Here is a 13862-nt window from a genome sequence, read left to right as displayed (position 1 = left end):
TCCGAATTCTCTCTTTGCTCAAAGCAAAAGAGGTCAGCTGAAACCCGTTTCAACTGGAACGTGTGATGCGGAATTCATATCCTGTCTGGTATGGCGACCTATTTTCGGCGGCGGAGTAAGATACATCTTCCGATTACGTTGAGTGTCAGTTTGATGGTGCTCAATGTGACGTTGATGATCTGCTGGATTGTTGTTCTTTCCCAGCGGTCACTCTGGGGAGCTCTCACAATTGGAGTGCTGGCATTTACCCTGATCCTCGCGGGGCTCTCAGCGTGGCTGGTTTTGACGTTGAAAGAAATTGGCCTCAACAATCGGCAAGCAAATTTTGTGGATAGCGTCACTCATGAGTTGAAGTCTCCGATTGCCGCATTACAACTTTATCTGGAAACGCTGCGAATGCGGCATCTTTCGGATGAGAAGCGAGAAGAATTTCACGGGATTATGGCGCATGAGTTACAACGTCTCGACAATTTAATTAGTCAGCTACTGGAAGTTGGGCGTCTTGATGCACTTGGGGATAATGAAGAACCGGTGAACATTGAAGTTTCAGCGTTGTTGAAGCAATACGCGGAGACAGCCTGTTTGCATTGGAAAGTTGAGTTTGAGGATGTCTTCACCTTTGAAACTGTCCCGGTGGTGATCCAGGCGAAGAAGATTGTCCTCGATCTTGTCTTCTCAAACTTGATAGATAACGCCGTTAAGTACAGCGGGGTCCCGCCGCAGGTTCAGGTGAGCGTAAAGCCGCACGGACGAAGCCGCGTGCAAATTCAAATCGCAAATAACGGGACCGGAATCTCTCCTGACGACCGGAAAAAAGTCTTTCAGATTTTCTATCGCGGGGGGAGCGAACTCGAACGCCGTCGCAAAGGGACCGGCCTCGGCCTCTACATTGTGAACACACTTGTCAAAAAGTCGAGAGGCCGAATTCAGATCAAGGATCGACAAGGCAGTGATGCAGGTTGTACCTTTGAAGTCGAGTTTCCAGACCGAATCGACCCTCCGCCAGGATAAGTTCATCACGAAATGTTTTTCAATTCGCCGCAATCCCTGCAAGGACTTTCTGATGCCAGGTCTTCCACGAACTTTGATCGCAGTGAATTGTTTTATCGCATTTCTTTGCAGTCTTGCTCCTGCCGATGAGCCATTGACGCTGCATTGGGCGAAGAACTATCTGACAATTTCCGGTGATCAAATCCCCGGAGAAGAGATCAAGATTCATTATCTCGAAGCGTACTGCCGGGCCGGTTCAACGGATGCTGACTGGGTCAAACATACACGTATGCACCATGAAACAAAATTGATTGAAGCCACTGAAGACGGGACGAAAATTCGTCTTCAGTGCCACGTTGAAGATGGGCTCGTTGTGGATCACACAATCACCTCAACGGCGGATTCAGTCATTTTTCAGATCACTGCAACCAATCCGACTGACAAGCGTTCTGAGGCACACTGGGCGCAGCCATGCATCCGCTTAGCTGATTTTACCGGAGCGGACCAGAAAACGTATTTGCAGAAATCATTTGTCTTTCTCGACGGAAAGCTGGAACGCTTGCCGACTCGAAACTGGGCTACGAAAGCTCGCTATGTTCCCGGGCAGGTTTGGGCTCCCAAAGGAGTGAATCGTAACGATGTCAATCCGCGACCGCTGAGTGATCTCGTTCCCAGTAATGGCTTGATTGGCTGCTTTTCAAAAGATGATTCTAAGATCTTTGCGACAGCGTTCGAGCCGTATCAGGAACTGTTTCAAGGGGTGATTGTCTGCCTGCATTCCGATTTTCGACTCGGCGGTCTGAAGCCGGGAGAGACGAAACATGTCAAAGGGAAAATTTACATCGTCCCTAATGATGTGCCTGCGCTTTTGAAACGATACGAAAACGACTTTCCGGAGCATGTCGAATCGCAACGAGAGTAATGGACGACATTCTCAATTAGCGCAAATCCGTTATTGCTCATAGCGTTCTGTCCCATGGCGAGTCATTCATGAACTCGTAAGGCTGAGTGTCACAAGGGCGGGATTCATTGAAAATGCTTGAGGTGATTCTTGCAACCGGGATGAATTCAGTCACTCTTCGTTTTCGAGTTGGTCTCTAAGCAGATTTGCAAATTCCCGGCCGGTTTTCGGCATTGGTAACTCAGCGAGTTGCTCCATCGTTGCCCATTGGGTGTTGGCCGGGGAAGATTTGGGAATTGAATCAATGTTCGTTTGCAGGCAGATCAGTCGAATCCGGTAGCGGGTGACGCTGTGGCGAATTTCTGTTTTGAATTCGAGGTGATCATCGATTTTGATCGAGTCGGTCGAAAGCTTGTTTAAGGCTTCGGCTGTCAGCGTTTGCATTGCTGGCTTCGTCAGCTTCTGTTTGTACGAAATTGATTCCACTGGGAATCTGATGAAATCCCACATTCCCTCCCAACGTTCTCCAGATTGCCGTTGTCGCACGAGAAATTGGTCTTCACTGCGAATTGCAATTGTGGCTTCGACGGTTTGTGTGACCTTGGGGCGTCTTTTTTTTAGTGGCACGCTTTCCTGGTTCTGTGCGATAAAAGCCTGACAATGAATCGTAACAGGGCAACTCTCACAATCTGGTGATGCAGGCGTACAGATTTGCGATCCCAGTTCCATGAGAGCTTGATTCAGTTTTCCTGCTTCACGTTTTGGTTGGAGTTCCTCAGCGAATGACCAAAGGATTTTTTCACCATCTCGGCTGCGCGGATCGCCAGCGAAATTCAGCAGCCGGCAATACAGTCTGAGAGTATTCGCTTCGACAATGGGGGCAGGGAGGTCGAATGCGAAGGAGCGAATCGCACCGGCAGTATAGCGGCCAATCCCGGGTAAGGATTTCAGTTCGGAGAGTTTCTTGGGGAATTCACTTGCGAATTCAGTTTGAATCACCATGGCAGCTTTTCGAAGATTTCGTCCTCGGCTGTAGTAGCCCAGTCCTTCCCAGTACTGAAGAACCTCTTCTTCAGTCGCTGCCGCCAGTTCCACCACAGTTGGAAATCGTCCAAGAAACCGTTCGTAATACGGAACGACAGCCTTGACTGTCGTTTGCTGCAACATGATTTCGCTGATCCAGATTTTGTAGGGATCGCGTGTCAAACGCCAGGGAAGCGGACGTCCCTGACTTTTGAACCAGTGATTGAGACGCCGCCGCAGGCTGGACAACTCTTGTGTATCAAGCGAGTGGGGGAGTGATTCTTCCATTGCGTTTATAGCATTTTTCGAATTGGTATTCACGTCCTGCCTCGTGGTGAACAGCCATTTCGCTGGTGAAACACGTTCTTCACGGGCACTGGCTAGAGCAAACTGCTCTAAAGAGTTTCATTTCTGAATCGGGTCACTCGCCAAACGATTTGCGAAGCATTTGGAGGCTTTTGGGGATGGCAGTCTCGTGAGCCTCTTTGCCTTCGAATTCGAGCGAAACATATCCGGTGTAGTTGACGTCAGAGAGTATTTTGGCGACGCGCTCATAATCGATTTCGAGGGTGTACCACGTTCCTCCGCCGAAATAGGTTTTGGCTTGAACGAAAGCTGCGTACGGGGCGAGTAGTTCGTATTGCTCGTACTGCCGCTCCAGAAAATTTCCGGTATCGAGTGTTGCTTGCAGCCAGGGAGAATCGATGGCATCAATGACTCGGATGACGCCTTCAGCTGTCCTTCCCAGTCCCCAGTGGTTTTCGAGCCCCAGTACGACGCCACATTCTTCCGCTTTGGGAAGACATTTTTCCAGCGAATCGATGACCCATTTGAATCCTTCGTCTTCGGTATGTCCCGGAAGAATTGGCTCGATTCCCTTTTTCGCCATAAGTTCATCGAAGCTTTTAATTGTGCCCCATCGACCGGTATTGACGCGAATCGTAGGGATACCGAGAGCATAAGCAAGTTCGATGCAGTGGATGGTATGGTCGATATTTCTCTGTCGCTTGTCGGCATCAGGAGAAACGAAAGATTGATGTGTTGAGCACCCACACAGGTCGATTCCGTTCCGGAAAGCACGCTGTTTAATTCGTTGCAATGCGGCGTTTGATTCATCCTGCATTTGAATATGCAAGACTTCCACACCATCGAATCCAGCGTTAGCAGCGAGGTCAATGCACTCTTCAATGCTCAATTTCGTATCAGGTCGGAATCTCCAGTACGAATACGTCGACGTTGCGATTCGAGGAGTTCGCTTCACTGGAGGTCGCGGCTGTTCTTGCGGCACTTCCGGCTTCTGGCCTTGTGCGAAACTGCTGAGTCCCATCGTCCCAGCCAAGGCGGCCCCGGCGAGCAGTTGGCGTCGATTGATGTTCATTTCACCTGACATTCTGTTCCTCGTTGATTATTGAAGAAGACTCGTCTTAACAATTTAGTTCAGGTGAATTTAGTTCAGGCGGGGGATCTATTCAGCGCAAAAAAAAACGGCAATCGGGAGAGACTCCAGATCGCCGTTTTGAATCTGTTTTGACTATCGCGACAGGAACGCGACGACTTGTCCGACGTCAACCGGAAGGCTGACATCGTCAAATGTTGGTAGTGAGGTGACAATGGCGGTGAGTTCGTCACCATCAAAGTTGATCCAGCTACAACCTGTATCTCCAGAATCTTCGCTCAGCTCTTTGTAAAGCTGCTTAAGATTCGGACGGTTCTTGACAGTAATTTTATCGCCAGCTTTCACCATGAAGGATGGACGGTCGACGCGGCGACCGTTGATCAGGAAGTGCCCATGGACAATTCCCTGGCGTGCTTGCGGACGTGATTTGGTGAACCCGGCTCGACGGACAACATTGTCCATACGTCGCTCGCAAAGAATCATCAGATTCTCTCCGGTGTTCCCTTTAATACGTCGGGCTTTGTCGAAGTATCGACGGAGATGCTTTTCGCGAAGACCGTAATAGAACTTGATCTTCTGCTTTTCAACGAGAGCTAAACCATAGTTACTGGTTTTGCGTCGACGTTGAGCCATCCCTGGTGGGTATTCTTTGCGTTCAAATGCTCGAACAGCGCCCGCGTTTTCAAAAACTTGAAAACCGAGACGGCGATTGATTCTCGCTTTGGGTCCGGTGTAACGTCCCATTAAATCTAATTCCCGATATAGCTTGGACTTACGATACTGATTAGCTCTAACAAAACCTGAGCAAGTGGTTGAAATCGACTGTTTGGGAATGGTTCCAAATGTACGGTTTCAACAGGATTTCAGGGCGTCTAACAAAAGGAGTTGCCAGGGCATCTAAATTGTTAGAGCATCTAAACACGCAATCATCCCCCCTCATCCTTTTCAGGGGAAAAGCGAATCATGTCGTTTGGAACTCACCTCGTCAAGTGTCCCTCACTGCTTCCGTGCAGGAATTTTGTTGAAACTTTGATGAGAACCGGAATTTTGTCACAGAAAATTGATTTGAAGGGACTCAATTCACCACATTTCGTGGTTTTTGACCGTTGAGGACCCGCAAACAGTTCTGGCTCCCTTTAATTCTCATGTCATCTAACCCTTCCTCGGAATAGAAAGCTGCGTGGGGATTGAGAATGAGCCGATCATACGCCGGATGAGAGGGATTTCTCCAGGCGACCATGAGAGGATCGTCCTCTTCGGGAGGCTCGGTTTCAAGGACATCGAGTGCTGCTCCTCGCAAATGATCTCCTTCGATTGCTCTCAGGACTGCATGAGCATCGACCACCCCGCCTCGTGCAGTATTGACCAAAAATGCGCCCGGTTTCATCTTGGCGATCGTTTCGTCATTGATCATATGCTGAGTTTCATCAGTTCGAGGACAGTGTGCGCTGACAACATCCGACTGAGAAAGAAGGTCGTCCAGTTCTTCGATTCGCTCAATCCCCAGTGATTTATCGCGTCCATCAGGAACGTGTGGATCGTAATAGATCACCCGCATCCCTAAAGCCTTTGCTCGAAGGGCAGTTGCAGTTCCGATTCGGCCAACACCAATGATGCCGAAGGTTCTGCCGCGAAGACGGTGAGTTGGCTTCACTTGTTCATAGATCCACGGTCCTGCGCCTCGCTGTAAGCGGTTGTTCATATAATGAACTCCCCGAGTCAGCGTGAGCATCATCCCGATCGCAGAGTCTGCGACCTCTTCGGTTCCGTAATCCGGGACATTAGCGACGTTGATCCCCTTTTCCCGAGCCAGCGCTCTGTCCACATTGTCGAAGCCGACGCCGCATCGGACAATCAGCTTGCAGTTTTCCAGGCGATTGATCGTCTTTTCTGTGAGGGAGATGAAATGGTACAGCATGATCGCGTCGGCGTTTTCGATCTTCCCGGTAAGATCATCCTCTGAGAAAGCATTCAGAGCCTCGACCTCTGCAATGTCGCCCAAAATCTTCTCTTCATGATGGAGAGGTGGGTTAATAAAATCGGTAATGACAACTTTCGATTTGGGCATTTGATTCCGTCTTCCGGTTTGTCGTCTTTCTGGATTTGACTTCGTACACGTAATTTAGGTTCCAGCCCCTCGCAGTGCTATTCCCGAGTTCCTTTTCTCTTGAAGAGGCGTTTCAAAAGTCTTCAGGAGATGGCGTTTTTTTACACCGGCAAGATATCATTTATGCTACTCTCATATCAATGTGATGGACTGTTCTCCGCAAGTTTCCAGTCGCAGCTTCACATACATCACCCCTTGAGTTGCGGCCCACATCGTCCGCGCTATGATGTGCTGTAGACCAACTCTTTTTTCGTACTTAAACGACTTTCATGACTTCGTCGAATTATCAAGAACGATCTCTCGCCCCGCAAACGTTGCAGTTTGGCTCGCTCACGCTGCCATCGAGGTATTTACTCTCTCCATTGGCAGGGTTTACGAACTTGCCGTTTCGTCGAGTTTGTCGAGAAATCGGCGGGGTTGGACTCTGCACGACTGATCTCGTAAGTGCTCGGGGTTTGTTAGAGAAGAATGAGAAATCGATCCAGCTGATCAAAACTCACGAGGTCGATACTCCTTACTCGGTCCAGATCTTTGGTCCAGATCCCATCGAAATGCGTGATGCAGCTCAGTTTCTTGTCGAATATGGTGTCGACTCGATTGATATCAATATGGGATGCCCGGTCGATCGGATTACCAGTGGAGGGGCCGGGTCCGCGATGATGTGTTCGGTCAATAAAACGATCGAACTTGTCCAAACTGTGGTCGATGCTGTCTCGATTCCGGTGACCGTTAAAATGCGTCTTGGCTGGGACGACACGCAACTGACCGCTCCCAAGTTCGCCAGAGAGTTTGAACAGGTCGGCGTTGTGGCGGTGGCGATTCATGGTCGGACTCGAGAGCAGGGCTTTCGAGGATCTGTCAACCGAGAAGGAATTCGCAAGGTCGTCGAGGCGGTCGAGTCGATCCCGGTAATCGGGAACGGAGATATCCTCAATGTTGAAGATGCACAGCGGATGTTCCAGGAGACTGGCTGTCAGGGGATTTCGATAGGACGCGGTGCCTTAGCGAACCCTTGGATCTTCCGTCAACTTGTCGAATGGGAAACGACTGGATCGATTCAGCCCCCGGGGAACTTTGATGAGCGTCTTCAGCTGATGATGCGTCAATTCGGCTATCTGGAAGAGTTGGTCGGCCCGCGCCGCTCGGTTGTCATGTTCCGAAAGATGGGGCATTGGTATCTCAAAGGGATGCGAGTACGGAAAGCACTTCGCCACCAATTTCAGACTGCACGAGATCGGGATGAATTACAAATCGCTCTCGACGCAATCAGCGAAGCTGGTCCAGTCGGTGGTTCGAGAACGGGATTGCTGCCAGAAATGCACGTTCCGGTTCCCTCGGGACCTGTCGAAAAATGGTAACTGTCAGGAATCGCTTTGAGAGCAACATTCGAACGATGAAGTCATGAATGTGGCCATTACGGGCACGAGAGCAATGAAAATGATCTAGAAAATAAACAACACATCAAGAGTTTCCCTGAAGTCGGTTTGACGATATTCCCTCAGACTGACTAACCTGCACACAGACTGATTCTTTCATGAAGAAAGAGTCGTAGATCGTTTGATTGAATTGGCATTCAACGACGTTTGATCCGCTCGCCAACGGGCGTGCGGAATATCCCGAGAGAGATGTCGATTCAGGTCCACAGGATAGTAGTAATGGCAAAACGGAAGTCTTCAAAGCCGAGCGCGGGACAACGTGTTCGGGTCAATGAAGGTGTTTGCATGCCGGAGTATCCGGACGTGATCATTGAGTCGTGGACTGGAATGGTTCTCGAAACGCAAGGCCGGGGCGCGACGTCTAAAGTCATCCTGGAATGGGACGATGCTGCACTGGAAGCGATGCCCGCCTCTTATCGAGAGCAATGTGAAAGCCAGAACATGCTCTACACCATGGCGTGCTTGCCGATGAGTGATGTCTCAATCGATGACTGAATCTGTCAATATCGCCCTTCGCTTCAGCAAATTCGCCAAGCTCAATCCGAATCAAACAGCGGTTGTTGAAACAATTAAGACCAGACGTGACGGTCAGGTTGTCTACCGGCAGTTGAGTTTTCAGGAACTCGACGAGGAATCAGATCGAATCGCTGCCGGACTCCGAGAACGAGGCTGCGGGCCGGGCATGAAGCTTGTGCTGTTTGTCCCCTTCAGCATCGACTTCGTCTCGCTGACATTTGCTCTCTTCAAAACCGGAGCGACGATTGTATTGATCGACCCGGGAATGGGCCGCACGAACATCTTTCGTTGCCTTGAAGAAGTCAATCCAGATGGATTTGTGGCACTTCCGCTGGTTCATTTTGTTCGTCTTTTGAATCGTCGCAAGTTTCCGAATGCAAAATTCAATATCTCATCCAGCTGCTGGATGCCGGGAGTCATTGGCAAGCTGAGCGAGCTGAAAAAGTCCAAAGCCGAATCTTTCGCTGTCGCAAAAACAAAACGGGAAGATCTGGCGGCCATCATCTTCACTTCCGGAAGCACTGGTCCTCCAAAGGGTGTTGCCTATGAACATGGGATGTTCGATGCTCAGGTCGAGATGATTCAGTCCTATTACGGAATTGAGCCGGGAGAGGTCGACCTGCCAGGCTTTCCGTTGTTTGGATTGTTCAACGCTGCGATGGGCGTGACGACCGTGATTCCTGAGATGGACCCCACGAAGCCCGCTCAGGTCGATCCTGAAAAAATGATTCGCGATATCGAAAAATTCAAAGTCACACAGGCGTTCGGATCACCTGCGTTCTGGAATCGTGTCGGCAGATATTGCGTTGAGAACGGCGTTACTTTCCCAACAATCAAGCGTGCTCTGTCAGCTGGCGGTCCCGTTCCAGTCCACGTTTTGAAACGAATGCAAAAAGTGATTACCAAGCCGGGCGCCGACCTGTTCACTCCTTACGGAGCGACCGAAAGTTTGCCGGTCGCTTCAATTGGTGGTTCGCAGGTTCTTAATGAAACCGCGAGCAGAACGGGGCAAGGCGAAGGAACATGTGTCGGAAAGACGTTTCCCGGAGTGGATGTCAAAATCATCGAAATCACTGATGGCCCAATCTCATTTATGACCGATGCGAAAGAGCTGCCACATGGCGAGATCGGTGAGATCATCGTCCGGAGTCCTTCCGTCACTCGAGAGTATTTTCAACGTGTAGAAGCGACAGCACTTGCGAAGATTGCAGATGGGGATCGCTTCTGGCATCGAATTGGTGATGTCGGATACTTCGACAACGAACAGCAACTTTGGTTTTGCGGGCGAAAAGCTCACATCGTTGACGTGAATGGCGTACGACATTTTTCGGTGAAGTGTGAAGCCATTTTCAACGAGCATCCAAATGTCTATCGCTCGGCACTTGTCGGGATTGGAGAAAAACCGAACCAAAGCCCTGTCATCGTTGTTGAACCAGAGGCGGGAGAGTTTCCGGAAAACTCAGCAGCACTTCAAAAGTTTCACGACGAATTGCTTGCTCTCGGGAAAGCCTCTGAACTGACACAATCAATTGAGACTATTCTCTTTCATCGCAGCTTGCCGGTTGATACTCGCCACAATGTGAAGATTAATCGTGAGCAACTTGCGAAGTGGGCACAAGAACAGATGTCGTAAGGTTGGAAAGCAAATGAAGATCACAGAAATTCGCTGCGCTGGGTTACACGGTGCGACTCCTGAAGGTGGCTGGAGCAACGAAATTCAACCTGATGATTGTGTCCACACGCTGATCGTTGTTCACACGGATGCCGACATCATCGGGCTCGGAAGTGTCTTCACGAATAGTGATCTCGTGCAGGCATCGCTCGATGTGCTGAAGCCGATTTACGAGGGCGAAAACGCTCTTGAGCCAGAGCGAGTGAGTGAGAAACTGCATCAGAATACTTTCTGGTTAGGGCGCGGAGGTTCGATCACTCACACCATCAGCGGGATCGACATTGCACTCTGGGACATCTTGGGAAAAGCGACTCGGCAACCGGTAGGGCGCTTGCTCGGCGGCAGATACCGTGAGCGAGTCCAGCCCTACGCCTCATTGCTGATGGACGAACCTGAAAAAATGAAAGACCGGCTTGAACCGGTCATGAGTGAAGGTTTTCGCGCATTCAAAATTGGCTGGGGCCCGTTTGGTCGTCGAGAATCCTTTCAGCACGATGAAGAGATTGTCAAAGCGGCTCGAAACGCGATTGGTGATGATGCGAAGTTAATGGTCGATGCCGGAGGAAGTGACGCTTTCTGGCCGAACGGTTATAAGTGGGCACTGCGCACTTCCAGAATGCTCGCGGATTATGACGTCACGTGGTTTGAGGAGCCGCTCACGCCTGATTCGCTGGAGGATTTCAAACGGCTCCGTGAACATTCGCCGGTTCCTGTTTCGGGTGGTGAAGTGTTAACGCGGCGTCAGGAATTTGTGCCTTGGCTGCAAGGTCAGGCATTCGACATTGTGCAGCCCGATGTTACGAAAGTGGGTGGAATCAGCGAGGAACGCCGGATCGCCTGGATGGCCCAAGAGAATGGAATTCAATTCATTCCACATGGCTGGAATACTGCGGTCGGATTGGCTGCGGATTTGCATTTGGCATCGGCGTTTCCCAGAACCAATTTCGTCGAATACCTCACCGGTTCCCCCTTCATCGATGAGATTGTCTTGAACGCTTGGAGCCTCGACGAAGACGGAACCCTCGAAATTCCAGCGACTCCCGGCCTCGGTCTAGAACTCAACCCCGATGCGGTCGAAAAGTATACAGGGCGAAAAGACTTGCTGTCGCCTTGAATTGCGGTGAATAACGGTTCGATCAAGCCGGGATCTGGACAGGTTCTGCTGGAATCGGTTCAGGTGAAGTCGGCTCGATCCGAACCCATTGAAGCAAGACCGGCATCAGGAAGATATTGCTGACTAATCCACCAAGCATGGCGATGCTGACCAGAATTCCAAAATCCGCAAGTGGGACGAAATTCGACATTGTCAGCACGCTGAAACCAGCGACCAGAGCAAGGTTGGCAAGGACCAGTGCAAGGCCGACTTGTCCATGAGCACTTTCCGTCGCGGCGAGATGGTCGACACCGCTTTTACGAAGTCGCAGGTAGGTGCTCAGGTAATGGATTGTCGAGTCGACAGTGAGCCCCATGGAGACGCTGGCAATCATCGCTGTTCCGATGTTGACTGGAACTCCGGACAATCCCATGGTCCCGATCAAGACGAGGATTGGAAGCAGATTCGGAATCAGCGAGAGAAGTCCAATCGTAAGGTTTCGGAACGCAATTCCCATCGTCAGTGCAACTCCGGCTGAAGCGATCAGAAAGCTGAACAATTGGTCGTTGAGCAGGCTGGAGATCATGTTTGCCAACAAGACATACAGTCCAGTGGCAGTGGAATCCGGGAAAACTTCTCTGCTGACTTTTTCAACTTCAGCGATCAATTTCAGCTTGACCTCTGCCGGTTGTTGCTCAAGGGCTCTTAACATGATCCTCATGCGTTGCTGCGAAGGATTATAGAGCGAAGTCTCCATTTCAGGTTGCAGCGTCGTGAGAAACTCACGCTTCTCTTCCAATGTTGACTTGCGAAGTCGCATGATCGGTAAGAGTCGACTTCGCTTTGAGGAATCGATTGGGACACGTGGGACAAGGTCCAGTCCATCTGTCAGTGAGATAACTTTCGTCAGCTTGGTGCCATCCTCTAACTCAATATCCCTTAATCTGGTTGACAGTTCGCGAACCTGATCCAGAGTTTCTTCCGTCAGCGTTTCAGGTGCAGAAAACCCGATCTCCCAACTCCCAACTCCTCCCATCCGGGTTTCAAAATACTCGATGGCTTGAGCTATGGGGCTTTGCTCTCGGAAGTTTTTACTGAAGTCGGTTTCAACTGTAAGGCGGAGCAACCCGAGAAACGTGAGGCCAAATAAAGCGACTGTTAACACGCATAGACTGAGGGCGTGGCGGTTCGCCCAGCGACTGAGCGACTTTAATACAGCCACGAGTCGATCTTCTCCCATCGGAGGGTTCGGGTCGGCATGAGCCTGTCCGACAAGGATTCCAAAAGGGAACAGCAGACAACAGAGAAGTGGAATAAGAAGAGTCGCCAATGTCATCATGATGGCAAAGCTCTGAACAGGCACAATCCGGCTGATAAGCAATGCCCCAAAACCGACAGCTGTTGTGATGCAGGTCCAGCTAATCGGACCAGCAAGCCGCTTGAATGTTAAACGATAGGAATCATTGCGGGAGTGAGTGAGCCGCAGCTCTCGGTACGTCACCGTGATATGCATCGTCGTCGCAACGCCGATGATTGTTACCAATGAATTCAACATGGAACTGACCATGCTCAGCTTCATGCCGGTGAATGCGAGGAGACCTTGCGTCCAGATCAAGGTGCATTGAATCAGCACGATCGGAAGGACGACCCACCGAATGTTTCGAAACAGAATCAAAATCACCACCATGAGCAGGACAGAAGAGGCGATCCCCAACGTTCGAGAATCCCTTTCCACGTATTGAAACATGTCATGGACCTGAAGCGGTTCACCGGCGACGACAGCATTCGGATTGTGTTGATAAACAGCTTCTCGAACGAGGCGAAAAGTTTCCGCTCTGGGAACGGGTGACTTGTTTTCGTCTTCAAGTCGCATCGCAATGGCGACGGTGCGATCATCGTCGCTGACGAGCATTCTCCGTGATTCTCGCAGTATGGATCTTTCGAAAGCGGGCAATCGCATCGCCAGTCTCATCCAGCGCGGAGCCCGATCGTTTCGCATGATGGAGGCCAAATCCTGCATACTTTCTGGAAGAATCCCCGGGATCTGCGAAAGTGTTGCGGAAAAAGACTCCATGTCATCTAAAGTCTCCGAACTGGTTGGATCATCAACCGCATAGCCGACGATGAGAAATTCATCTCCACCGAAAGCTTGTTTGCTGATGAGATACTCCTGAAGGAGTGGAGACTCACTGGAGAAGAATGACTCAACCGCCTCATCAAATCGGAGTTGTGAGGCGGGAATCGCCAGAATCAGGGTCATGGCAGTTAGAAACGCCACCGCCGGATACTTCCAGCGGGCGAGTTGATTTGCGAATTGCTCTGAATGACTCGGGGCGTTTAAGGACATGGAGGGCGTGTTAAGGTCGTCGAAGATCACAGAATATAGAACTCATCCTGAAACTTGATATTGCTCTCTCAAACGTTTAGGGAAGCGGCTATTTCAGAAGTTTTCGGACTGGTTCCAGATTGGTGTGATCATCGGGGAATTGTCAGTGGCCGAGGCCGAATAAGGTCGAAGATGATGAATGCTGGAGCTTACTGTGTTCGCTGAGAATAGTCTTGGTCATACTAAACCACTACTGAGTCGGAATAGAAAAGTGAGATGCCAGCGGATTCTCGTATTTCGAAGTGATCTTGATTGGTGCGTCACCTTGGGTAATCCAGGAGACTCTTGCAGACTCCTCCTCAGATGACAGTTCACGATTTTCACGGGAGTTGGGGTCAGCCA

11 protein-coding genes are annotated in these 13862 nt (G+C 50.4%); 6 read left to right on the top strand and 5 right to left on the bottom strand.

Annotated features, from left to right (window positions below):
- The first annotated feature begins 90 nt into the window (after positions 1–90).
- On the top strand, positions 91–1011 hold the full coding sequence (locus Mal48_RS11280) for a sensor histidine kinase (RefSeq protein WP_145199111.1): 921 nt from the start codon (positions 91–93) through the stop codon (positions 1009–1011).
- 52 nt (positions 1012–1063) lie between these two features.
- A complete protein-coding gene (locus Mal48_RS11275; protein WP_145199108.1) occupies positions 1064–1912 on the top strand; it encodes a hypothetical protein in 849 nt (282 codons plus the stop codon).
- Positions 1913–2062: 150 nt separating this feature from the next.
- Here the strand turns inward: Mal48_RS11275 and mutY are convergent, their stop codons facing one another.
- From mutY to Mal48_RS11255, 4 genes are all read right to left on the bottom strand, one after another.
- Positions 2063–3202, bottom strand: coding sequence for an A/G-specific adenine glycosylase (gene mutY / locus Mal48_RS11270; RefSeq protein WP_145199105.1), 1140 nt, complete (start codon positions 3200–3202; stop codon positions 2063–2065).
- Between the two features lie 133 nt (positions 3203–3335).
- Positions 3336–4304 (bottom strand): sugar phosphate isomerase/epimerase family protein, encoded by a 969-nt coding sequence (locus Mal48_RS11265; RefSeq protein WP_231739997.1) that lies wholly within the window; start codon positions 4302–4304, stop codon positions 3336–3338.
- Between the two features lie 141 nt (positions 4305–4445).
- Positions 4446–5054: a 30S ribosomal protein S4 gene (rpsD, locus tag Mal48_RS11260; RefSeq protein ID WP_145199102.1), complete on the bottom strand. Its 609-nt coding sequence runs from the start codon at positions 5052–5054 to the stop codon at positions 4446–4448.
- 331 nt (positions 5055–5385) lie between these two features.
- Complete coding sequence (locus Mal48_RS11255; protein ID WP_145199099.1) at positions 5386–6378, bottom strand: C-terminal binding protein; 993 nt, start codon at positions 6376–6378, stop codon at positions 5386–5388.
- 308 nt (positions 6379–6686) lie between these two features.
- Here Mal48_RS11255 and dusB point away from each other — a divergent pair, with 308 nt between their 5' ends.
- The 4 genes from dusB to Mal48_RS11235 all read left to right on the top strand — a co-directional run bounded on the left by dusB (position 6687) and on the right by Mal48_RS11235 (position 11155).
- Positions 6687–7775 (top strand): tRNA dihydrouridine synthase DusB, encoded by a 1089-nt coding sequence (gene dusB / locus Mal48_RS11250; RefSeq protein ID WP_145199096.1) that lies wholly within the window; start codon positions 6687–6689, stop codon positions 7773–7775.
- Positions 7776–8072: 297 nt separating this feature from the next.
- On the top strand, positions 8073–8348 hold the full coding sequence (locus Mal48_RS11245) for a hypothetical protein (RefSeq protein WP_145199093.1): 276 nt from the start codon (positions 8073–8075) through the stop codon (positions 8346–8348).
- Positions 8341–10002 carry a fatty acid CoA ligase family protein gene (locus Mal48_RS11240; RefSeq protein ID WP_145199090.1) on the top strand — a complete coding sequence of 554 codons (1662 nt, stop codon included), beginning with the start codon at positions 8341–8343 and terminating at the stop codon, positions 10000–10002. Before Mal48_RS11245 ends, Mal48_RS11240 begins: the two co-directional genes overlap by 8 nt.
- A gap of 13 nt (positions 10003–10015) precedes the next feature.
- The gene (locus Mal48_RS11235; protein WP_145199087.1) at positions 10016–11155 is read left to right on the top strand and encodes a mandelate racemase/muconate lactonizing enzyme family protein; all 1140 of its coding nucleotides are present in this window, start codon (positions 10016–10018) and stop codon (positions 11153–11155) included.
- 22 nt (positions 11156–11177) lie between these two features.
- Here Mal48_RS11235 and Mal48_RS11230 read toward each other — a convergent pair whose 3' ends face one another.
- Positions 11178–13481, bottom strand: coding sequence for an efflux RND transporter permease subunit (locus Mal48_RS11230; RefSeq protein ID WP_145199083.1), 2304 nt, complete (start codon positions 13479–13481; stop codon positions 11178–11180).
- Positions 13482–13862 lie beyond the last annotated feature (381 nt).

Source organism: Thalassoglobus polymorphus, assembly GCF_007744255.1.
Classification (GTDB): Bacteria; Planctomycetota; Planctomycetia; order Planctomycetales; family Planctomycetaceae; genus Thalassoglobus; species Thalassoglobus polymorphus.
The sequence above is the reverse complement of the archived record's forward strand: the minus strand, read 5'-3'. Positions and strand labels throughout refer to the sequence as shown.

Coding starts and splice junctions, on each gene's coding strand:
- mutY (WP_145199105.1), bottom strand. CDS start 3,202: ATGGAAGAATCACTCCCCCACTCGCTTGATACACAAGAGTTGTCCAGC.
- Mal48_RS11275 (WP_145199108.1), top strand. CDS start 1,064: ATGCCAGGTCTTCCACGAACTTTGATCGCAGTGAATTGTTTTATCGCA.
- Mal48_RS11230 (WP_145199083.1), bottom strand. CDS start 13,481: ATGTCCTTAAACGCCCCGAGTCATTCAGAGCAATTCGCAAATCAACTC.
- dusB (WP_145199096.1), top strand. CDS start 6,687: ATGACTTCGTCGAATTATCAAGAACGATCTCTCGCCCCGCAAACGTTG.
- Mal48_RS11240 (WP_145199090.1), top strand. CDS start 8,341: ATGACTGAATCTGTCAATATCGCCCTTCGCTTCAGCAAATTCGCCAAG.
- Mal48_RS11280 (WP_145199111.1), top strand. CDS start 91: ATGGCGACCTATTTTCGGCGGCGGAGTAAGATACATCTTCCGATTACG.
- rpsD (WP_145199102.1), bottom strand. CDS start 5,054: ATGGGACGTTACACCGGACCCAAAGCGAGAATCAATCGCCGTCTCGGT.
- Mal48_RS11235 (WP_145199087.1), top strand. CDS start 10,016: ATGAAGATCACAGAAATTCGCTGCGCTGGGTTACACGGTGCGACTCCT.
- Mal48_RS11265 (WP_231739997.1), bottom strand. CDS start 4,304: ATGTCAGGTGAAATGAACATCAATCGACGCCAACTGCTCGCCGGGGCC.
- Mal48_RS11255 (WP_145199099.1), bottom strand. CDS start 6,378: ATGCCCAAATCGAAAGTTGTCATTACCGATTTTATTAACCCACCTCTC.
- Mal48_RS11245 (WP_145199093.1), top strand. CDS start 8,073: ATGGCAAAACGGAAGTCTTCAAAGCCGAGCGCGGGACAACGTGTTCGG.